This window comes from uncultured Devosia sp., from assembly GCF_964244875.1.
Taxonomy (GTDB): Bacteria; Pseudomonadota; Alphaproteobacteria; order Rhizobiales; family Devosiaceae; genus Devosia.
Window position 1 is genome coordinate 13,628 of record NZ_CAXTKA010000016.1, and the last position, 20,800, is coordinate 34,427.

General features: G+C 61.5%; 22 protein-coding genes. 8 read left to right on the forward strand and 14 right to left on the reverse strand.

Annotated elements, in window-relative coordinates; genetic code table 11:
• Positions 1–46 precede the first annotated feature (46 nt).
• The gene (locus ACFE8X_RS15935; RefSeq protein WP_375452482.1) at positions 47–2,080 is read left to right on the forward strand and encodes a putative bifunctional diguanylate cyclase/phosphodiesterase; all 2,034 of its coding nucleotides are present in this window, start codon (positions 47–49) and stop codon (positions 2,078–2,080) included.
• A 38-nt stretch (positions 2,081–2,118) separates the two neighbouring features.
• Here the strand turns inward: ACFE8X_RS15935 and ACFE8X_RS15940 are convergent, their stop codons facing one another.
• The 5 genes from ACFE8X_RS15940 to ACFE8X_RS15960 all read right to left on the reverse strand — a co-directional run bounded on the left by ACFE8X_RS15940 (position 2,119) and on the right by ACFE8X_RS15960 (position 6,668).
• Entirely contained in the window at positions 2,119–3,261 is a 1,143-nt protein-coding gene (locus ACFE8X_RS15940) for a succinylglutamate desuccinylase/aspartoacylase family protein (RefSeq protein ID WP_375452483.1), read from the reverse strand.
• Positions 3,262–3,320: 59 nt separating this feature from the next.
• Positions 3,321–4,055, reverse strand: coding sequence for an ABC transporter permease subunit (locus ACFE8X_RS15945; RefSeq protein WP_375452484.1), 735 nt, complete (start codon positions 4,053–4,055; stop codon positions 3,321–3,323).
• On the reverse strand, positions 4,055–4,903 hold the full coding sequence (locus ACFE8X_RS15950) for an ABC transporter permease subunit (RefSeq protein ID WP_375452485.1): 849 nt from the start codon (positions 4,901–4,903) through the stop codon (positions 4,055–4,057). The genes ACFE8X_RS15945 and ACFE8X_RS15950 overlap by 1 nt, the downstream gene beginning before the upstream one ends.
• 131 nt (positions 4,904–5,034) lie before the next feature.
• Positions 5,035–5,781: a transporter substrate-binding domain-containing protein gene (locus ACFE8X_RS15955; RefSeq protein WP_375452486.1), complete on the reverse strand. Its 747-nt coding sequence runs from the start codon at positions 5,779–5,781 to the stop codon at positions 5,035–5,037.
• Positions 5,782–5,870: 89 nt separating this feature from the next.
• A complete protein-coding gene (locus tag ACFE8X_RS15960) occupies positions 5,871–6,668 on the reverse strand; it encodes an ABC transporter ATP-binding protein (protein WP_375452487.1) in 798 nt (265 codons plus the stop codon).
• Positions 6,669–6,831: 163 nt separating this feature from the next.
• Between ACFE8X_RS15960 and ACFE8X_RS15965 the strand changes: the two genes are divergently transcribed.
• Complete coding sequence (locus ACFE8X_RS15965) at positions 6,832–7,623, forward strand: YdcF family protein (protein WP_375452488.1); 792 nt, start codon at positions 6,832–6,834, stop codon at positions 7,621–7,623.
• 6 nt (positions 7,624–7,629) lie between these two features.
• Here the strand turns inward: ACFE8X_RS15965 and ACFE8X_RS15970 are convergent, their stop codons facing one another.
• Positions 7,630–8,607: a sensor histidine kinase gene (locus ACFE8X_RS15970; RefSeq protein WP_375452489.1), complete on the reverse strand. Its 978-nt coding sequence runs from the start codon at positions 8,605–8,607 to the stop codon at positions 7,630–7,632.
• Positions 8,608–8,982: 375 nt separating this feature from the next.
• Positions 8,983–9,777, reverse strand: a complete 795-nt coding sequence (locus tag ACFE8X_RS15975; RefSeq protein WP_375452490.1) for a response regulator — start codon at positions 9,775–9,777, stop codon at positions 8,983–8,985.
• Positions 9,778–9,917: 140 nt separating this feature from the next.
• Between ACFE8X_RS15975 and ACFE8X_RS15980 the strand changes: the two genes are divergently transcribed.
• On the forward strand, positions 9,918–10,142 hold the full coding sequence (locus ACFE8X_RS15980) for a NepR family anti-sigma factor (RefSeq protein WP_375452491.1): 225 nt from the start codon (positions 9,918–9,920) through the stop codon (positions 10,140–10,142).
• Positions 10,143–10,146: 4 nt separating this feature from the next.
• Entirely contained in the window at positions 10,147–10,725 is a 579-nt protein-coding gene (locus ACFE8X_RS15985; protein WP_375452492.1) for an RNA polymerase sigma factor, read from the forward strand.
• A 4-nt stretch (positions 10,726–10,729) separates the two neighbouring features.
• On the opposite strand, the gene ACFE8X_RS15990 is transcribed toward ACFE8X_RS15985, so the two are convergent.
• Entirely contained in the window at positions 10,730–11,203 is a 474-nt protein-coding gene (locus ACFE8X_RS15990; protein WP_375452493.1) for a hypothetical protein, read from the reverse strand.
• Here ACFE8X_RS15990 and ACFE8X_RS15995 point away from each other — a divergent pair.
• From ACFE8X_RS15995 to ACFE8X_RS16010, 4 genes are all read left to right on the forward strand, one after another.
• The gene (locus tag ACFE8X_RS15995; RefSeq protein ID WP_375452494.1) at positions 11,184–11,951 is read left to right on the forward strand and encodes a Crp/Fnr family transcriptional regulator; all 768 of its coding nucleotides are present in this window, start codon (positions 11,184–11,186) and stop codon (positions 11,949–11,951) included. The two genes, ACFE8X_RS15990 and ACFE8X_RS15995, sit on opposite strands and share 20 nt — an antisense overlap.
• A gap of 126 nt (positions 11,952–12,077) precedes the next feature.
• Positions 12,078–13,493 (forward strand): sensor histidine kinase, encoded by a 1,416-nt coding sequence (locus tag ACFE8X_RS16000; protein WP_375452495.1) that lies wholly within the window; start codon positions 12,078–12,080, stop codon positions 13,491–13,493.
• 16 nt (positions 13,494–13,509) lie between these two features.
• Entirely contained in the window at positions 13,510–14,439 is a 930-nt protein-coding gene (locus ACFE8X_RS16005) for a diacylglycerol/lipid kinase family protein (RefSeq protein WP_375452496.1), read from the forward strand.
• 188 nt (positions 14,440–14,627) lie between these two features.
• Entirely contained in the window at positions 14,628–16,049 is a 1,422-nt protein-coding gene (locus ACFE8X_RS16010) for a sensor histidine kinase (protein ID WP_375452497.1), read from the forward strand.
• Between the two features lie 13 nt (positions 16,050–16,062).
• Here the strand turns inward: ACFE8X_RS16010 and ACFE8X_RS16015 are convergent, their stop codons facing one another.
• The 6 genes from ACFE8X_RS16015 to ACFE8X_RS16040 all read right to left on the reverse strand — a co-directional run bounded on the left by ACFE8X_RS16015 (position 16,063) and on the right by ACFE8X_RS16040 (position 20,793).
• Positions 16,063–16,506: a phage holin family protein gene (locus tag ACFE8X_RS16015; protein ID WP_375452498.1), complete on the reverse strand. Its 444-nt coding sequence runs from the start codon at positions 16,504–16,506 to the stop codon at positions 16,063–16,065.
• 5 nt (positions 16,507–16,511) lie between these two features.
• The gene (locus ACFE8X_RS16020) at positions 16,512–16,886 is read right to left on the reverse strand and encodes a YqjD family protein (protein WP_375452499.1); all 375 of its coding nucleotides are present in this window, start codon (positions 16,884–16,886) and stop codon (positions 16,512–16,514) included.
• Between the two features lie 117 nt (positions 16,887–17,003).
• Entirely contained in the window at positions 17,004–17,162 is a 159-nt protein-coding gene (locus ACFE8X_RS16025; RefSeq protein WP_082092705.1) for a DUF3309 family protein, read from the reverse strand.
• 44 nt (positions 17,163–17,206) lie between these two features.
• Entirely contained in the window at positions 17,207–17,374 is a 168-nt protein-coding gene (locus tag ACFE8X_RS16030; protein WP_375452500.1) for a hypothetical protein, read from the reverse strand.
• Positions 17,375–17,497: 123 nt separating this feature from the next.
• Positions 17,498–18,376, reverse strand: coding sequence for a transglutaminase domain-containing protein (locus tag ACFE8X_RS16035; RefSeq protein ID WP_375452501.1), 879 nt, complete (start codon positions 18,374–18,376; stop codon positions 17,498–17,500).
• A gap of 5 nt (positions 18,377–18,381) precedes the next feature.
• Entirely contained in the window at positions 18,382–20,793 is a 2,412-nt protein-coding gene (locus ACFE8X_RS16040) for a circularly permuted type 2 ATP-grasp protein (RefSeq protein WP_375452502.1), read from the reverse strand.
• Between the last annotated feature and the right edge of the window lie 7 nt (positions 20,794–20,800).

A 20,800-nucleotide genomic window follows, 5' to 3' on the forward strand; every position in this document is an offset into this window, starting at 1 on the left:
GCGTCGTGCATACGCAATATTAAATGCTCTCAGGCAAGATCAGGCGATGCGCGTCTTTCTATATGCACCCGTCGCGGGGCTGGTCTTGTTGGCGAATAGACTGGTCGACCGTGCCATTGGTGCGGGCGGGCTGGCGCCGCACGTCCGCCACAAGCTGGTGCGCCAGCAATTGCGCTCGATCGGGTGGACAACGCTGGCCCTGCTGGCCGGTTCGCTTATGGTCAGCGCGATACTGCTTGTGCTGATCTGGGGCAGTGACCGGTTTGTGCCGCTGCTGGCCTGCCTTGGTGCAATCAACATGCTTTATCTTTTTGCCGCGGTGCTGGCACGCATTTCGCCCGGTCTGGTGCAGGAGAACAGCCAGATCACCGCCCTGTTGATGCGCGAGTTCGAGCAGAACAAGTCGGACTGGATCTGGGGCTTTGACGACAGCGGGGCGATCAATCGGCTGTCGGCAGGATTCACCAGCGCTACGGGCGTGACCGAGGACACGCTCTTGGGAGCCGATCTGGTGGAATTTCTGGCCTGCATCACCGCGCCCGGCGATCCGATGCTGGCACAAATCGCTTTCGATATCCAAGGTCGGCACGGTTTTCGGGATATCGAACTGCGCGTAGAAGCGGGCGGGCCCGAATGCTGGTGGACCCTGACCGGCAAGCCAATCCTGGACGAGAACGGGATGTATCTGGGCTATATCGGCACCAGCTCAGACGTCAGCGAGCGTAAGATCGCCGAGCGGCGGATCACGCGACTGGCGCATCATGATCCGATGACGGGCCTGCTCAACCGCACCAAATTCACCGATCAGCTCAATCAATCCGTGGCACGGCTCGAACGCTACGGCACGCCTTTTTCGGTGTTGTTCCTCGATCTCGACCAATTCAAATCGGTCAACGACACACGGGGGCACCTGACCGGCGACAGGCTTCTGGTCATGGTCGCCAAGCGGGTGCAGAACCTGGTGCGCGAGACCGATGTGGTGGCGCGGCTGGGTGGAGACGAGTTCGCCGTCATCGTGCCGAATGAGGCGACTGCCGACAATCTGGGTGGGCTGGCCACACGCCTGCTTGATGCTGTGCGCAAACCTTATGAAATCGATGGCCACCTGATCTCGATCGGGCTCAGCATCGGTATTGCCATGGCGCCGGTCAACGGAACGCGGCCCGACCAGATTTTGCGCAATGCCGATCTGGCGCTGTATCGCGCCAAGGCGGATGGCCGCTCGGTGTTCCGATTTTTTGAAAGCGAGATGGACAACGAAGTGCGCAACCGGCGACTTCTGGAGGCCGAGTTGCGCGACGCCATCAGGAACCAGGAATTGCTGCTTTATTACCAACCGCTGGTTTCGGCGAGCGACGGGCAGCCGACCGGCTTCGAAGCGCTGATCCGCTGGAACCATCCGGACCGTGGCCTGGTACAGCCGGCCGATTTTATCCCGATCGCCGAACAGTCCAACCTGATCGTGGATATCGGGGACTGGGCGATCGAGCAGGCGTGTCTGGCAGCGGCGACTTGGCCGGAGCAGTTGACGGTCGCGGTCAACCTGTCGGCCAAGCATTTTCGGCGCTCGGATATCTGCACGGTAGTCAAAAAAGCTTTGGCGCTGTCGGGGATTGCGCCGCAGCGGCTGGAAATCGAAATCACCGAAGGGCTGCTGATGGAGTATCCGGACGAGGTGATCGAGAAACTAGCCCAATTGCGCACGCTGGGCGTAACGATCGCCATGGACGATTTCGGCACCGGCTATTCCAGCTTGAGCTATCTCATGAAATTTCCATTCGACAAGATCAAGATCGACCGCTCGTTCGTGGACGCATCGAGCAGCGATGCGGTAGCGCGCGATATCCTTAAAGCCATTGCCTCGCTGGGCAAGACGCTCAAGCTCAAGATTACCGCCGAGGGCGTGGAAACCAAGGAACAGGCCGAATTTCTGCGCGATATCGCGTGCCATCAATTGCAGGGGTTCTATTTTTCGCGGCCGCTGGACCCTATCGACATGCCTTATTATCTGCTGACCGTCGTCCCGAGGCGGAGCCGGCCGGGCAAGACGGAGCCTGCGCAACTGGCCTTGGTGGGGTAGCAGGCTCGCCTCTTCCACGGGCCGGGGTCAAATGCCGCTTAATCCTCCAGCAGATAGCCTCCTGAGCGGGCGGCAAGCGGCTCGGTGCCGACGATCTTGGCGATATTGCTGCCGCGCTTGACGTATTTGAGCGCTGTGCGCGACAGGATGAACCCATCCGTACCTGCCAGGATGGGCTGGCGCGCGAGGAAGGCGCCGGGACCGTCCATGGCGATCAGATCGGCGATTGGCTGGCCCCTGGTGACCCGATCGCCCAGGGCGACCCGATAGGCGAGCAGTCCGGGCGCATCGACACGCACGACCTCGGTGGCGTCGAACGGCACTGGAGCAGGGGCGGAAGCGGGACGAAGTCCAGGATCGGCCGCGATCAGGCCGCGAGCGGCGAAGAAGCCGAACAGCCCTTTGGCGTCGGCGCGGCCGGTAGTGTCGAACACATCAGCCTGGCCGCGATATTCAAGCGTCGCAGTTTGCGCGGCCACGGGGATGGGGTAATCGGGATTGGCCGCCTGGGCCTGGCGATAAAGAATGGGCAGCACCTCATCGAACGAGCCGCCGCCGCTGTCCTGGGCCGTCAGCGTGGCGGTGCTACCGAACCAGTCAGCCAGATCCTGCAGGCCGGGCATCAGCTCGGGGGAGGTGAAGATGTGCTTGAGGCTGTCGTCGTCGCAATGCAGATCAAGCATGATGTCGGCATCATGGGCCGATTGAAGGATGAGCAGGCGCAGCTGTTGGGTGGCCGATGTTGGACGCTGGGCAGCGATGAAGGCGGCGACCGCAGCGCGAATGGTGGCGATGTTGACGGCCGGATCATCGGTCAGTTTGCCGGCGATGTCCGCCGCAATGGCGGGATAAAGATCGGGCCAGCGCCGATTATAGTTGAGCCCGGTGCCGAGGTCGTAGCGCCCGTTATGACGGCGCAGCGTGATATTGCCCAGGCCAAGCGGATTGACCGAGGGGAAAACGACAAAGCGGGCCTTGAGTTGGTCGGCAGCGTCGGCATCGCGCAGCATGGGCAGTAGATGGTGTAGCGCCATGGTGCCAGGCTGCTCGTCGGCATGCAAGGCCGCCTGCAGATGGACCTTGACGGGGGCGTCGGGCGGGCCGGCGGTATAGCTGTAGAGCGTGGCCGAGGCGCCGGGGGTGTCGCCAGTCAGGACGGTCTGGTGTTGCTGGAAGGTCATGGCTTGGCCGATCGTGTGGGAGGCTGGGCGGCTGGATGGAAAGATGGTTGAGCCGTGGCTCAGCGGAGCCACTTGGGCGCGAAGCGCATCCGCGGTTGAACGGGCATGTGGCGCATCAGGCGTTTGTAGACCAGGCCGAAGAGGAAAAACACCACCAGCGAAACAGCCAGGAAATAGAGTGCAGCGACCGAAAAATGCAGGAAGGCATTATAGTCTTTTTCGAAGCGCGACTTGGCGGTGACCATCAGGTCCATTTGCATGCCGATCACGGGCAGGGCGAAATAGACGATCGCCGTGGCGTGGAACAGAAACACCACTTCATTGGTATAGGCAGGCCAAGCCAGGCCGATCATATTGGGCCAGGTCACCGAGCGGAATTGTTGCGCACGGCTCATGCCATAGGCGCGGGCGGCTTCGGTCTCGCCGCGCGGCACGGCGCGCAGGGCACCATGGAAGATTTCGGCGCTATAGGCGGCGGTGTTGAGGATCAACACGAGCGGGCCGATAAACAGGGGGTGCAGCACCCAATTGGATACGCCCCACGGTTTCCACACGATGATGTTGAGCGAGAGCGCCAGTGAATAGAACATGAAGAACTGGATAAACAGCGGCGAGCCGCGGAACGCGTAGATATAAATGCGCGACAGCCGCGAAATCAGCGGATTGGGGGAGGCTTTGCCCAAGGCGAGCAGCAGCGCCAGAGCGAAGCCCAGCGGCAGGGAGACGAGCGCGAAATAGATATTGAACAGCACGGCCGGGGCGAAGGCGGTAAGTTCGGCCAGGAAAATATCCATCAGCGGCGGCTCTCGTCGAGAATGCCGCGGCCGGCCCGGCGCATCAGGGCCTCAAAGCCCCGCTCGGACACCAGGGTCACGAGAATATAAAAGACGAACAGCACCAGATAATAGCGCCAGCGCCAATCGTCATGCACCAGGCCCACGGTGGGCAGGAAATTGGGCGCGCCCAGGCGATCGGCCCAAAGCACGATATCGGCGATCTGCAGCAATGACAGCAGCGAGGTCGCCTTGACGATCAAAATCCAGACATTGGACAGGCCCGGCAGGGCATAGACCCACATCTGGCGGATATGGATGCGCCAGAGCACCTGGGCGTTCGACATGCCATAGGCGCGGGCGGCTTCCAGCTGGCCTCGAGGCACCGCGCGCAGCGCGCCGTGAATGACATTGGTGGCGAAAGCGCCATAGACAATGCCGAGGGACACACTGGCGAGGATCAAATATTCAGGCGTGCTGAGCAGCCAATTGGCCTGCTTGCAGGGCGGCCAGGCGGCCGATTGGGCGGCCAGCGTTTCGGGCGTGCAGACCTGGCTGGCCATCGCCCATTCCACCGCCTGCTCGAAGGCAAGCGGGAAAAACAGGAAGAACAGCACATCGGGCACGCCGCGCACGATGGCGGCATAAAGCGTGCCGAGCAAGCGCGCCGGGGGGAAGGCAGAATTTTTGAGCGTGGCGCCGAGCAGCCCGAACAGTACCGCTAGCAGGCTGCCAAACACGGCGGCGAAGATGGTGAACTGGAAGCTGGCATAGAACTGCAGGTGCTTGCCATTGGTCAGGTAGCCCAGCCAGAAGGCGACATCGTCGCCGAGGCCGTCGCGCATCCATGTTGGCAAGAGATCGAGCATCGGGATGTGGGTTACCTGGCTTTGGGTCAGTGAAGCAAGACTGCCTCAAGTGTGCAGACGCTGGTCCCCTCCTTTAAAAGGGGAGGGGACCGATAGGGTCAATTGGCGCTTTGGCTTCTTAAAGGGCGTTGTTACAGCTTGTAGAACGGGCCGGCGCCGTCGAACCATTTGGCGATCAGGGTATCGACGGTGCCATCAGCCTTGAGCGCGGTCAGGGCGGTGTTGATCTTGCCCTTGAGCTCGGTTTCGTCCTTGCGCAAGGCAGGGGCAACGCCGCCGCCGATCTCGACAGGCTCCCCGACGAATTCCACCTGGCCGGTCGCAACGATGGGTTCGAGATAGGCGCCATCGGCCAGGATGATGTCGAGATTGCCGGCGGCAAGATCGGCCATGGCCTGGTCGGCAGTGCCGAAGGCGACGACAGTGTTGTCGGCGGCGAAATTGGTCTGGGCGTAAGCCTCCTGGATCGTGCCGCCCTGGGCGCCGATGCGCTTGCCGGACAGAGCGGCGAAATCAATGCCGGCGCCGGGGAGAGCGACATAGCGCGAGGGATCGACGGGCTTGTATTCGTCGGCAAAATCGACGGTCTGCTTGCGCTCGTCGGTTACCGACATGCCGGCCATGATCACATCGTAATTGCCCGCAACCAGATTGGGGATGATGGAGTCCCACTCGTTGGTGACGACTTCGCAGCTGAGGGCGGCCTTATCGCAGATGGCCTTGGCCAGATCGATCTCGTACCCCGCCGGTTGGCCTGCGTCATCGAGGTAATTCCAGGGCGCATAGGCGCCTTCGGTGGCAATGCGCACCGTTTCCTGGGCGGTGGCGGCACCCGACAATGCCAAAATGGCCGCTGTTGCAAGAAGGATGGACTTCATAATTATTCTCCGTTGAATGACTTTGGTCTTGTTGTGCCCGTGAACCGGGCGTGTCGCCAAGGCTGGCCGAACGTGAGCGCGTTGGCACATCACGCGTGGTTGGCAGCATTGAGGAACTGTTTGAGACGGGGTGAGCGCGTGGCGCCAAATACCTGGTCGGGAGTGCCCTCCTCTTCGATCCGGCCTTGATGCAGGAAAATGACGCGATCGGATACCGAGCGGGCGAACTCCATATCGTGGGTGACCAGCACCATGGTGCGGCCCTCGTCGGCAAGAATCTTGATGACGCGCAGGACTTCCACTTCCAGCTCGGGGTCGAGCGCCGAGGTCGGCTCGTCGAACAGCATGACACGCGGATTGATGCAGAGGGCGCGGGCAATGGCGGCGCGCTGCTGTTGGCCGCCCGAGAGCTGAGCGGGATAGGCGGCAGCTTTTTCGGCAATACCGACCTTGGCCAGCATGGCGCGGGCCTCGGCCTCCACCTCGGCGCGTGGACGCTTTTGCACCACGAGCGGCACTTCCATGACGTTGTCGAGAATTGATAGATGCGCCCACAGGTTGAACGACTGGAACACCATGCCCAGCTCGGAGCGAATGCGCTGGATCTGGTGCTCGTCGGCGATGCGGCGGTGTGCACCCTCGCCCCGCAACCGGATGTCTTCGCCCGCGATGGCGACGCTGCCCTGATCAGGCACCTCGAGCATGTTGATGCAGCGCAGCAAGGTGGACTTACCGGAGCCGGACGAGCCAATCAGCGAAACGACTTCGCCCTCGCGCGCATTGAAGGAAATGCCCTTGAGAACTTCGAGGTCGCCGAACGATTTGTGGAGGTCGCGAATAGCCACGATATTAGGCTTAATAGCCGGTGCCGGCATCGCTTGCGTCATAATCACCATTTTGCCTGTCGACAGGCGTTTTTGAAAGGGCGGATTGCTCGTTTTTAATGCTGGCAATCACATCCGCCTATAGGAAAAGCAAAACTTGACCAGATAGCAAGCGGCAAATGCGTCGCGGCATTGCTTGGGCAGGCCGATCGGCTATGGATGGGCCATGTTCTTTGTGGTTTCCAAAATTTTCTGGGTTCTGGCTCAGCCGGTGACGGCGGTATTTCTCGTGCTTGGCCTCGGCCTGGTGCTGACGGCGCTGGGCAGGCGCCGGCTTGGCTTCGGCTTGAGCTTGCTGGGGACGCTGGCACTCGGTGTTGCCGGCTTTACCACACTGGGTGCCGCGATGATCGGGCCCCTGGAAGCCAGGTTCGAGCGGCCCGCCAACATGCCACCTTCGGTGGGCGCGATCGTCATGCTGGGAGGCGGCACGAACAGTCGCATCAGCGCGGCGCGCGGAGTCAGCGAATTGAACGCCGCGGGCGATCGCTTCACCGAGACCTTGCGTTTGGCGCAACTGTATCCGCGGGCCCGGATCGTGATCACCGGCGGTTTTGGAATGTTGGGGGAAGAGGGAGAGCCCGAAGCGGCCACCGCGGCGCGGTTTTTCGAAGGGCTCGGAATAGCGCCCGATCGCCTCGTGCTGGAAGATCGGGCGCGCAACACGGCCGAAAATGCCGACTTCACCGCTGCGCTGCTGGGCGATGTGGATGGGCCGATCGTACTGGTGACATCGGCGTTCCATATGCCTCGATCGGTGGGTCTGTTTCGCAAGGCCGGCCTTGTGGTGGTGCCGTGGCCGACAGATTATCGCAGTGCCAGCACCGAAGGGCTGGTGCTCGATCTGGTTAATCCGGTCGATAATGTGTCTACGTTGACGAGCGCCATCAAAGAATGGATCGGGCTTGCGGTTTATCACTGGTCCGGCAGGATCGATGCGCTGTTTCCCGAGCCCTGAGAGCGGTCAGGGCTCGAACTGGTCCGAAGGAACGGTGAGGCGGTAGCTGAGGCGATCCGCATCGATACTGTAGCGAGCGCTGCCGCCAACCGAGAGGGGGACGATGCGCTCAAGCACCATGGTGCCGAAGCGTGGGTCTTGGCGGATGTGCTGCGGATCGACCCCGGTTTCCCCCCATTCGATAATGAGCTGGTCAGGCAGACCGGTCGTCCGTGAGATCCGGGCATCGACCCGGACATGGCCGGCCTGTCCCGGCGCAAGAGCGCCGTATGCCAGGGCATTGGCGGCCAGTTCGTGAATGGCTAGGCCAATATGCAACGAGGCGTTTGGCCCAAGAAGGGGATTATCGCCGGTCAAGCGGGTATTTTGCAGCGCGGATGGGCTGACGCGGGCGAGCTGGGCCATGACCAGGGTCTGGAAATGGGTGCCGCGCCACTCGCTTTCGGTCACCAGATCCTGGGTGCTCGATAGAGCATGCAGACGGCCGCGGAACTTGTTGAGGAAATCCTTGATCGTGCCGCTGTGGGTGGCGGTTTGCATCGCCACGCTCTGCACGATCGCGAGCAGGTTCTTGGAGCGGTGGCTGACTTCACGCAATAGCGCTGTCACGGCCGCGTCGCGGTTACGCTCGTCGGTAACGTCGACGAGGACAATGATGACACCTGGCAGGTCCAAGGTGAAGCGTGCCTGGAACTGGCGGCGTTTGGCCTCCATCAGTTCGAAGTCGACAATCTGGTCTTCGCCGCTGGCGATGCACTGATGGCGGGCGGCGGCCATTCGGTCGGCCAGGGCAGCGGGGAGGATTTCGGCGTCGGTTTTCCCGATGGTAGCCCCGGGCCACGTTAGAGGCAGGTTTTCGGCCAGGTCGTAGCTGCCGTCGGCATCCTGATGCAGAAGGGCAATGTTGCGGCTTTTTAGCCCGACCGAAAGCGCACGCAGCCGCAGCGCGTTGTCACCGGAACTATCTTGAAGCGGCTGGTGCATGGTCCAGAACCTCGCCTAGGCAGTCTGGCTGAAACCAAAGTGCAGGGCGCTGCGTACGCGCAGTAGCGTCCGCAAGTGGGGCGAAGGTTTCACGCACCGCGGGTCGTGCTCACGAGGAGCGCGATGGCGAATAATGCTAAACACGTCAAGAGCAAGATCGGTGCGAGGCCCGCTACGGCAACGGCAATTCCGCCAAGCGCTAATAGGCCGGCTGTCGGGGCACCGACGGAAAAAACCAGTGCGTTGTGGAGCATTTAGTTTCCCCGTACAGCCTAAGTCATTCCATTGACTAACGGGCGGCTTGTCACACGGTTCCGAAAGGCAAGACAAAGGCCGGGGAAAACTCGGCCTTTGCAGTCGATGTCACTGCCACAATCAGGCCGCGGCGCGCGAGCCTTCGTCGAAGAACAGGGCCTGACTGATCAGAGCTTTGACCATGTCAGGATTGAACGGTTTGGTGACAAGAAACGTCGGCTCGGGCCGTTCGCCCGTCAGCAAGCGCTCGGGGAAAGCCGTAATGAAGATCACAGGAACCGAATGCTGGTTCAAAATATCGTTGACCGCGTCGATGCCCGAACTGCCGTCGGCCAGTTGAATATCGGCCAGGATCATACGCGGACGCGTCTGGTTGAACAGGTTGATCGCTTCCTTGTGAGTACGTGCGACGCTCACCACCTTATGGCCAAGGCTTTCGACCAATTGCTCGATATCCATGGCGATGAGCGGTTCGTCCTCGATGATCATGATCTCGGTCGCCACCTGCCGGGAAATTTCGATGGAAGCTTCGTCCAGCAGCGACGCAAATTCGTCTTGCGGCACGGACAAAATTTCAGCGGCCTGGGGATGGGTAAAGCCCTCTACGGCGACCAGCAGGAAGGCTTGGCGGGGGCGCGGCGACAGATTGGCCAGATTGGTCGCTGCGCGCTGCTCCCACGCATATGAGGATACCGGCTCGGGGACGCTCACTGACGAGGATGAGAACAGCGCCGAGAACAGCTTGTACAGAGCGATCCGGTCGTTTGATGCCTCGGGAAACAGTGAGATATCGGCGATCAGCGTCTCGAGGGTAGCGGCGACATAAGCGTCGCCAGAGGTCTGCGAACCGGTCGTTGCTCGCGAGAACCGCCGCAAATACGGCAGATGCGGAGCGATCCGCGTGGACAAAGTCATATAATAGAACTCCCCATTGACGCTTATGCGAAATCGACAAACGATCCGAGCCCGTAAAAGTTCCGTTGCGTGCGGGAACTTTCAGGCCCTGGGTGCATTAGAGGTCGAATGCGGGCAAATCAAACATATCTGGCGGGTTTATGATAAAGGAAAAAATTGTGTCCCAGCAACGTACGCGGGTGCAGGCGGGGCGGGCTGAAGACGGTCTTGGCCCAAATAGTGATATCGGGGCGCGGTTGCGGGCCCTTTACGGTTCAGTACAGGACGAAGGCGTACCAGACCAATTGCTTGACCTCTTGGAAAAGCTGGATGGTGCCGAGCAGGCCCAGTCCAAAGACAAAAACAGCCTTCGTGGCGGTGAATAGCGCCATGGTGAATACCGCGTCAGTCGAAAAAAACGCCGAGCCGACCACGTTCAAGCGCGAAATGCTGTCGACCTTGCCGAGCCTGCGGGCGTTCGCTGTGTCATTGACCGGCAAGCACGACAAGGCCGACGATCTGGTGCAAGACACGGTGATGAAGGCATGGGCCAAGCAAACCAGCTTTGAAATGGGCACCAATATCAAAGCCTGGCTGTTCACTATCCTGCGCAACGAGTTTTACAGCCAGATGCGCAAACGTGGCCGTGAAGTGCAGGACAGCGACGGCGCCTTCACCGAACGCCTGTCGGTGCATCCGTCGCAATATGGCTCGATGGATCTGCAGGATTTCAAGAAGGCCCTGAGTCAACTGCCCGACGACCAGCGCGAAGCGGTCATCCTGATCGGCGCTTCGGGGTTCTCCTATGAAGAAGCGGCTGAAATCTGCGATTGTGCCATCGGTACAATGAAAAGCCGGGTTAGCCGGGCGCGCACACGGCTGCAAGACATTCTCAAGGTCAGTGGCGAAGCCGATTACGGTCCGGATGCGGTGTCCTCGCAAGTGACAACGCATAATCATTCGCTCTAAAGCGTCACGCCAGCGCCTGTCGGATAGCGCTGGCCAGGTCCTCTTCGGTGAAGGGTTTGATCAGCATGGGCGATGCCGGAAATCCGGCATTGCCACGGCGCAAGGCAACGTCGGAAGCCATCAGCACCAGCCTGACGCCGGCTTGTTGCAGACCCTCAAGCAACACAATATCATCCTGGTTGTCGGCATGGACCTCTACCAGGGCCAGAGCTAAACCAGGCCAGCGGCTGGCGGCATCGATAGCTTCGGGCGTGTTGCGCGTAAACACGGTCTGAGCGGCGCCAAAGTCTTCCAGCACGCGCTGGATATCCAGGGCGATGAGAAATTGCGCTTCGACGATAAGAATGGTCTGGCCGCTGAGCATCCGGTCACCCGCGCAAACTGGAACCGCTTCATGGAGTCGATGTGAACAACTGTCATTTAACTTTGACATGTCGCGGGTTTGGTCAAAGCCAGCAATGGAGCACGCGTTGAACATCGCGCTGCCCAGTTCCGGACGTCGGGTGCCCTGCGAGCAATGTCCCCTGCGGGCCATGCCGCATTTCCGGGCGTTCGAAACTCAGGAACTCAAGTTCGTCGCCTCGTTCAAGACGGGCGAATTGATGGCCGATACCGGCACGACCCTTCTCGCCGAAGGGGCCAATAGCGCGCATATGTATACCTTGCTGTCCGGCTGGGCATTTCGCTACAAGAGCTTGCCGGATGGGCGCCGGCAGATCCTCAATTATATGCTGCCCGGCGATCTGCTGGGATTGCAGGGGTCCATTATCGGGGAGATGGAGCACTCGGTGGAGGCGCTGTCGCCGCTGGTCCTGTGCGTGTTCCAGCGCGACCGGCTGGACGACTTATTCAGCAACCATCCGGGACTGGCGTTCGATATTACGTGGTTGGCATCGCGCGAAGAGCGGATGCTGGACGATCACCTGCTGAGTCTCGGACGGCGTACGGCGATCGAGCGGGCGGCCTATTTGATCGCGTTCCTGCATCAGCGCGCCGCGGCGGTGGGGCCGGATGGCAGCCGAACGCTGCATATACCCATTACGCAGGCCCATGTTGCCGATACGTTGGGTCTCTCGATCGTTCACACCAACAAGACCTTGCGAAAACTGGCTGATCGCAAGCTGATCCGCTGGCTGGACCGTGCCTGTGAAGTGCTCGACGTGGACGGGCTGATGCAAATTGCCGATTGGGACGGCCTGCCCGAACGCAAGCGACCATTGATTTAAGGCGAATGTCCCTGTCTGCGCAGACGGAATGGCGCTAGGCTGGCCTCAATACGGCCATTCACCCGCGCTAGCGATGACCACGCTTGAGCGATTCGCACACTGGATCGACGACAGAGAGCGGACCGGATGAGCACCGCAGTGAATTCGGCAGGATCGATGGCGGTAGCGGTTGCACCTAAAGGCGGGCGACGCTTTGCGACCGTAGTGTCGCTGGCGCTGGCAGTAATAGCCGGGTTATCGGCGCTATTTCTGGTGCAGGGCGTGCAAAACCAGATCGAGGATGTGCGGCACAGCAACGACGTGCGCGCGCAGGCCCAGGAACTTACCATCGCGTTGAGCGAGGCCGAGAGCAACCAGCGCGGCTACCTTCTGACCGGGGACGCCGACTATCTCGAACCCTATGAGCGCGCTGCCTCGAGCATCGATGCGCAGATCGATGGTTTGATTGCGGCAACCCAGAACGACGCGGCCCAGCGGGAGCGCGTGCAAAGCATTGTCGGGCAGATCAGCATCAAGATGGCGGAGATGGCACGCACGGTGGAGCTCTATGCCACCCAGCGCCAGCAACAGGCGCAGACGCTGACCGATACCGGCATGGGTGCGCGCCTGATGGAAGATGTGCGCCGTACACTGGGGCAGTTCATCGCCGAAGAAAACGAGAACCTGTTAGGCCGAAACGAGGACATGGACGGCACGCGCCGCTGGCTAGTGGGCGCTATCCTGGCGGCTCTTGCAGGCGCAGGTATCCTTGGCGTGTCCCTGTTGGGCCGAACGCGGCAGGACATCAGCGCGCTGGCCAGTACGCAAAACGCCTTGCGCATGGAAAACGAGACGCTGGAGTTACGCGTGCATGAGCGCACGCAGGCGCTCCAAGAGGCCACGATCCATGCCGAACGCGAGCGCGAACGGGTGGAAGCGTTGCTGCAAGATACCAATCACCGGATTGGCAATTCGCTGGCCACGGTATCCTCGCTGCTTGGGCTGCAGTTGATGCGCTCCAAATCCGGCGAAGTGCGCGATGCTCTGGAGGCCGCGCGCGGTCGGGTGCACGCCATCGCGTCATCGCATCGACGGCTGCGGCTGGGCGGGGATCTGGAAACCACAGACGCCCAAGAATTCCTGACTGCAGTTCTCGACGATCTCAAATCCACGGCCACCGGAGCCGATGCCGTCGAACTGGTTGGCGAGGTAGAGCCGATCGTCATCAATGCGCGCGATGCCACCACGATCGGCATCGTGGTCGGCGAACTGGTGACCAATGCCTATAAGCATGCGTTCGCGGATGGGCGCAGCGGACGAATCGTGGTGAAACTGTTTCGAGGCCATGGCGACTGGCCGACGCTGGTGGTATTCGATGATGGACGCGGCGTACCTGAGACGGTTGAACCGGGCGATGGCGGCTTGGGGTCGGTGATCATCAAGCAGCTGGCGCAGCAGTTTGGCGGCGTGCCGGTTTACGAACGGCGCGCATCGGGCGGCCTTTCAGTTACGGTGCCGCTGCCAAACCTGGAAGGCGCGAAACGGCCGGTGCCTTCGGCCTGAATTTTCGGAGACTCCCGTGCGCTTTGTAGCCGTCCTTAACCGCGATGGCGGCACGCTCAGGACCATGGACCTCGACGTCTTCTCGACGCAGGCCCAGGCAATTTTCCATCGGCACGGACATGAGCTGGAATGCCGTGTTGTCAAGGGCCGCAGGGTCGAGGCCACATTGCGGCAGGCGGCACAGACTCCAGGGATCGACGCCATCCTGGCCGGGGGCGGGGACGGCACGATCTCGACCGCAGCAGGGATCGCTTATAGCAGCGGCGTGCCGCTGGGCGTGTTGCCGGCCGGTACGATGAACCTTTTCGCCCGCGCGCTGGGGATGCCGCTGACCTTGCCGGAGGCGCTGGAGGCCATCGCCGGGGGTATGGTGGGTGCAGTTGACATCGCCACGGCCAACGATCGTCCCTTCGTGCACCAGTTCGGTGTCGGCGTGCATGCGCGTCTGGTGCGCATCCGCGAGCGCATGAGCTATAGCAGCCGGGTTGGCAAGATGCTGGCCAGCTTGCGTGCCATTGGCTCGACGGTGATCAACCCGCCTGAATTTGCCGCCGAAGTGCACACCGACCAAGGCGTGGAGGTGCTCAAGGTGGCGGGTATCGCCGTCAGCAACAATCCGTTGGGCGATGGACATATTCCGCACGCCGATCGGCTCGATGCCGCCTTGCTTGGCGTTTACGTGGCCGCGCCGATGTCCACTTCGGCGATGGCGAAGCTGGCGTTCGACGTGCTTTTGGGCACCTGGCGCGCCAGCCCCATGGTGTCGGAAAACGAGGTCACCGAGCTGACCTTGCGGTTTCCCAGTCGCAAACGCGGCGCCAAGGCAGTCATCGATGGCGAGTTGATCGGCCTTGACCGCGTGGTTATTCTCAAGGTTCATCCGCAAGCGCTCAAGGTCATGCTGCCGGCTGGGGTTCTGCTGAACGAAGGTGATCCAAAAAAATGATTGCCACAGTGCAACCTAGTGCGTCACGGTGCGTTTTCGATGCGCCAATATCGTTGGTAGAGTTCCCTGTCCGGCGGGCATTAGTTTCAGGACAAGACGTGATTGATAAGATAGCTCCCCTTCCGGACGAGGTCCAAAGGGTTATGGGGGATCCGGCACGTCATGAAGTCCTTGCGGCGCTCGACATTATGGACTCCGAACCGGACAAGGATTTCGATCGGCTGACGCGGATCGTGGCACGGTTGTTCGGCTCCGAATTTGCCTTGGTTACGCTGCTCGATTCCGACCGGCAATGGTTTCGCTCCTGCTTTGGCATGGACGGTCTGACCGAGACGGCCACCGAAGTCTCGTTTTGTGCGCATGCCATTGCCGCGCTCGACCGTGACCATCTCCTGGTGCCGGACATGCTGGAGGACGAGCGCTTCAAGACCAATCCGTTCGTGATTGGTCCGCCCCATGTGCGGTTTTACGTGGGGGCGCCGATCGTCGTGCGCGGACAGCGGCTCGGAACCCTGTGCGTGATGGGCACGGAACCCAGACCCGTCATTGAACCCGCCTTGATCGCGCAACTGGTCGACATGGCGGACATGGCGGCGACCTTGTTTTCGCTCAAGGACGAGGCGCGGGTGCGCGCGCGCGTGGCGGCCGCTTTGATCAAGGAAGAATGGCGCCATGCGCTGACCTTGGAAGCAGGCAAGGTCGGCAGCTGGGTGTGGGACATCAGGACCGGAGAAATATCGTGCAACGACACGTTCCGGCGGATGTACGGATTGCCCGACATCGGCCTGATCAATTTCGAGGAGGTGCTGTCGGCCCATGACGTGCGGGATCGGCACATCGTGGAAGAAGGCATGAGTGCCAGCTTCGCCGATGGTCTGGACTACAATGCCGAGGCACGAATCGGGGCCAGTGGACGCTGGTTGACGATGCGCGGGCGGGTTTATCAGCGCGATGCCCAGGGCAAGCCGCTGATCATGATGGGCGCCAGCCTGGATATCACGGAAAGCAAACAAAGTGCCGAGCAGACGCGATTGCTGCTGCGCGAGCTGAACCACCGGGTCAAGAACACACTAGCAATGATCCAGTCGGTGGCGCGGCAGACCATTCGGCACAATCCCGATCCCAAGCAGTTCATCGATGCCTTTTCGGGGCGGTTGCGCACGATTTCGGATGCGCACGTGCTGCTCGCCGACCGCGACTGGTCCGGCATACAGCTCTACGAAGTGCTAGGATCCCAGCTTGGGGCCCATTTCATCAGCAATCCCGACCGCGCCGAGGTGCGTGGCGATGACGTGGCGCTGCCGGCGGACCACGCATTGGGGCTCGGATTAATCCTGCACGAACTGACCACCAATGCCCATCGCTACGGTGCTTGGTCGAACGGCGAGGGCGTGGTCAGCATCAATTGGGACGTGCGCGGTGAGCCAGAGCGCGGGGTTTCGCTGCATTGGCGCGAACGTGGCGGGCCAGGTGTAAACACGCCAACCGAGGCCGGCCTGGGGGTTCGATTGATCGAAAGAAGCCTGGCAAAGGTGTTGGACAGCGAAGTCAAGCTCAGGTTCGAACCCGAGGGCGTGGCTGCCGATATCTGGATACCGCTGCCAGCCTAGCACCCGGCGCCAATCAGGCGCCGGGATTATCGTCGTGCGACTTGCCGAGATACAGCGCCGCCGCCACGACCGCTGCCAGCGGCAGCCCAATATTACGCAGCACGGGCGATCGCAGCAGTATCGGCAGGGCGGTAATTGCCGCCGTGGTCACGAAGGCGCTGGTTTCGGTAGAGCGGCGTTTTTCGGTGACACGGCGCTTGCGGCTGTTTTCACCCAGCATCATGCCGAAATACACGGCCGCCCCCAGCACCAAGAAAACACCCGCAAAAATCAGCGCGGCGTTGATCGGGCCGAGCTGTGCCGCCAGAGCCAAAAAGCCGGCAACCAGAAGAAAGACGATCGTCAAAAGCCCGAAAAGGCCGATGAAGGCATTGGCAATGGCCAGTCGCTTCAATCGATCGGTAATTTCCGCGACTTCAAAGCCCAAGAACGCGGCGAGTTGCGCCAGCAGTCCCATGGCGACTAGCGGCGCGACAACAGGGCAAGAACAAAGCCGATGCCGATGGCACTGGCGACGGCCGTCAGCGGTTTCTCGCGGATGGTATCCTTGAGCTGCTGTTCAAGCGCGCCGGCCTGATCCTGTACATCCTCAATGACACTCTGGCCTTGGCGCTGCAAATGGCGCGCTTCGCTGGTCGCAACATCGCGCACTTCGGCGACCTTGCTGTTGGTGAGCTTGGTCAGGGTCGAAGCAATCGCCTTGAGATCGGTCTGCAGTTGGGCAATCTGGTCTTCAAGCTGCGCTTCCTTGACCCGGCTGTTGGTGCGGTTCGCGGCGCGACGTATCGGCTCGGCTGCAGGCGGACGGGTCGGGGCAAGATCGGGGGTAGTGGCCATTGTGACGCTCCATTAAACAAACGGGAAACGCGGCGATACAGGGATTGTTCCCTGCCGCGAAACGCAGGTGGCCCAGCCGTCGAGGCCAGCGGCTGGGTAATGATCGACGATGTGGCGCTAGATTCGGCCCATCAGTACCAGAATCAGGATGACCACGAGAACCACGCCGAGAATACCGGACGGGAAGTAGCCGAAGCCGCGCGAATAGCCCCAATTGGGCAAGGCGCCGATCAGCAGCAAGATCAGTATGATGATAAGAATTGTGCCTAAGGTCATGGGAACACTCCTTTATGTTGACGCTAAGGTTCCAGTGGAAGCGGCTAGAGAACAAACATCATGAGGGCAACTACGGCCATAAGGATCAACAAGGACGGGACCAACGAGCGCAATACCGCGCCATAATGGGTTTGCCCATCGTACCCTTCGGGCGACCAGACCATGGAGGTGCGGCCGGCATCGTCGAGAGCCTTGATTTCCATGTTAGTCATATCGCCTCCGTAACCGACTTCCTGGCTGTCGAGACCCTGAAAAGTCGCAATGGTATGCGGTGTAGTGCGCCTGCCCAGTGAACGGGCAGTGCTCGGTTTGGTTCCATTCTCGATAAACGCAGGTTATTCGACCCGGACGACGTCGACGGCCTGCGTGGCCTCGTGGCCACCATGGGTCTTGAGCACGCCGACGATGGGTGAAATGTCGCCATAGTCGCGGCCGTGGCCGATGGAAATATGATCAGGGCCGGCGATGATGGCATTGGTGGGATCGAACTCGATCCAGCCGGCATGCTGGCCGCACCAGACACGCACCCAGGCATGCATGGCATCAGCGCCTTCGAGCCGGGCTTTGCCCGCGGGTGGAATGGTGCGCAAAAAACCCGAAACATAACCGGCAGGAACGCCAACACCGCGCAGGCCCGCGATCATGACGTGAGCGAAATCCTGGCACACGCCCTTGCGCAGAACAAAGGCCTCCGATGGCTTGGTGGCGACATCGGTGGCCTTGGGGTCATAAGCAAAATCGCGGTGAATGGCGAGGCAAAGGCTCATGGCCGCCGCCTGCACCGAGGGCGTTCCGACCATGACGTCACGCGTGTATTGGGTGATGTCAGGATCGGCCTTCACACGCGGCGAGGCGGCCAGAAAGTGATGCGGACTGTTGGGGGCGACAGACCAGAAACGGGCAATTTCCTCAGTGAGGCCAGCCAGATTTGGCGACAGATCGGCCGGAGGATGGATGTCCTCCACCTGCACCCGGGCGGACAGGCGCACGTCGAGCGTGTCATGTGGGGCGGCATAGGTGATGGTCGTGACTGAATTGCCGAAGAAATCGCTGAAGTAGCTTTCGCGATGCGGACGGGGCTCAAACGAAAGGCTGGCGGCAACGACACGCTGGACGCCGGGCACGTTGATGGGGGCAACGCGGATCAGGTGGCGTCCACCATGAACGGTTGCGTCGTAATCGTAGTGCAGGTCCATTTTCACGTCATAAAGCATGGCGGCTACACGAAATAAGCAGCCGCGACGAGGCTGGACAGCATGCCGATATCGGCCGCCAGTTTTTCGAGGCGTTCGGGGGTCATATCGGCAGGCTCGGCAATAACCAGATCGGTATGCACTTGCAGGGCGGCCTTGGCGGCCGGAGAGAGCTGGCCGTCATCGACGCCGCCGGGCAGTATTTCGATCTGGGCGCGCAGCTCGGTCAGTTGGAACAACACCGAGCGGGGATTGAGCGGATCGAGCACCAATAGGTCGATAGCGCTTTGGGTCCCGGCGCTTACCGAGTAGCGGCGACGGTGCGACATGACGCTGTCGCCGATTTCCAGCAGCATTTCCAGCGAGCCGTCGGGCGCCCCGCGGTCGGTGAGCCAGGCGGCGATGCGGGCGATCTGCATGGCGCGTTCAAGGCGGCGCCCGAGTTCAAGAAAGCGCCAGCCGGCGAAGCGATACATGTTTTCATGCACCAGCCCCGAAAACCCGGCCAGCTTGCGCAGGAGAACGGTCATCGCGCGGGTGGCGTCATCACCGGGCTCTACGCGGGCAGCAAAGCGTTGCGCCGATTTCTGCAGATCGGCCAGGGCCAGCCAGCCATCGGGTGAAAAGCGGTCGCGGATCTGGCTGGCGCTGTGCACGGCACTGTCGATGCTGGCGAGCAAGCCTTGAGGCAAAGCATCGGTGGCATCGACATCGATGGTTTCAAGAAATTCGCGCGTGTGGGTCAGGATAGGCAGGTCGGCCTTGCTGAGCTCGGCCAGGCGCGCATTATAGGCGCGTAGGATCCGCACCGTGGCTTCGCAGCGTTCGGCGTAGCGGCCAAGCCAGATCAGGTTGTCGGCGGCGCGGCTGGGCAAGCTGCCGGGCGAATTGCGCACCAGCTTCTGGCCATCCCTGGGCAGCAGCGAGACGCGCTCGACCGGCTTGTTGCTGACCACCCAGACGTCAGCCGCTTGGCCGCCGCGCTGCATGGCGATGGCCGTGGTATCGGAGGACGAACCGACGCGGGCAAACCCGCCGGGCATGATGGTCCAGCCGGCGTCTGTGCGGGCGGCATAGACGCGCAGCGTGATCGGGCGCGGCTGCAGCGTACCATCAACATAGACCGGGGCGGTCGACAGTTGTACCTGTTCCTGGCCGACATAATCAGCGCCATTGGCGCGAATACGGGCGATCAGCTCGGCCTTTTGCTCGGGCGTCATCGAGGAGCCTAGCGCGGTGCCGCGCGGATCGTCGAACGGCAGGGTGGTGGCGAAGGCCGGACCGATCATCAGCTTGTCGAAATTGTCGATGACATAGTCGCGCTCGGCTGGTTGGCCGCACCACCAGGTGGCGATTTCAGGCAATTCCAGCGGCCGGCGGGCAATGGCCTTGGACAGGCGCGGCAAGAAGGCGGCGAGGGCGCGGGTTTCCAGAATGCCGGTGCCCAGTGCGTTAATCATCGAGATCGAGCCGTGGCGCAGGGCCTCGACCAGGCCGGGCGTGCCGATGCGGCTGTCATAGCGCAATTCGAGCGGATCGGTGAAAGACGCATCGACGCGGCGCCATAGCACGCTGACCGGCTTGAGCCCGGCGACGGTGCGCACCATGACCTTGCCGTCCTCGACGGTAATGTCCTCACCTTCGAGCAGCATCAGACCGAGATAGCGGGCAATATAGGCGTGCTCGAAATAGGTTTCGTTGAGCTGGCCGGGCGTCAGGATGCCGACGCGGCCGCCATCGCGCCGACCCTGGGCAAACAGCGTGTCGCGAAAGCCGCGGAAAAAGCCGGCCAGGCGATGCACGTTCATGTTGGCATAAATGTCGGACAGCGCGCTGGTGGTGGCGACGCGGTTTTCCAGGGCAAAGCCAGCCCCTGACGGGGCTTGCGTGCGATCCCCCAGGACCCACCAGGCGCCATCGGGGCCGCGGCCCAGCTCGAATGCGCAGAAGTGCAGGAAATGACCCGAGGCGGGTTTGACGCCGACGAGGGGACGCAGGAACTCGTTGTTGCGGGCGACCAGATCAGGCGGCAAGAGGCCACGCTGGACCAGGGTGTTGTCACCATAGATGTCGGCGACGATCTGTTCGAGCAGCTCGGCGCGCTGAACCAGGCCATCGCTGATCCGCGTCCAATCGGCCTCGTCGATCAAAAGCGGGATATGGGCCAGCGGCCAGGCGCGTTCCTTGCCCGCAGCGCCGTCATATTTGCGGTAGAACACACCGGCGTCGCGCAGATACTGATCGGCGCGCTCGAAACGAGCGGCCAGTTCGGTCGGGCCCAGATCATCGAAAGCGCGCATCAGCGCCGACCAGCCGGGGCGGATATTGCCCGCCGGATCGATCATCTCATCGGGCACACCCGGTTGCCGGCGGTAGTCAGCGATGATGCTGGGGCCGGCAGGGGCCGTACCGTGAGGCTTATGGTTGCGGGTTTCCATTGCGCTC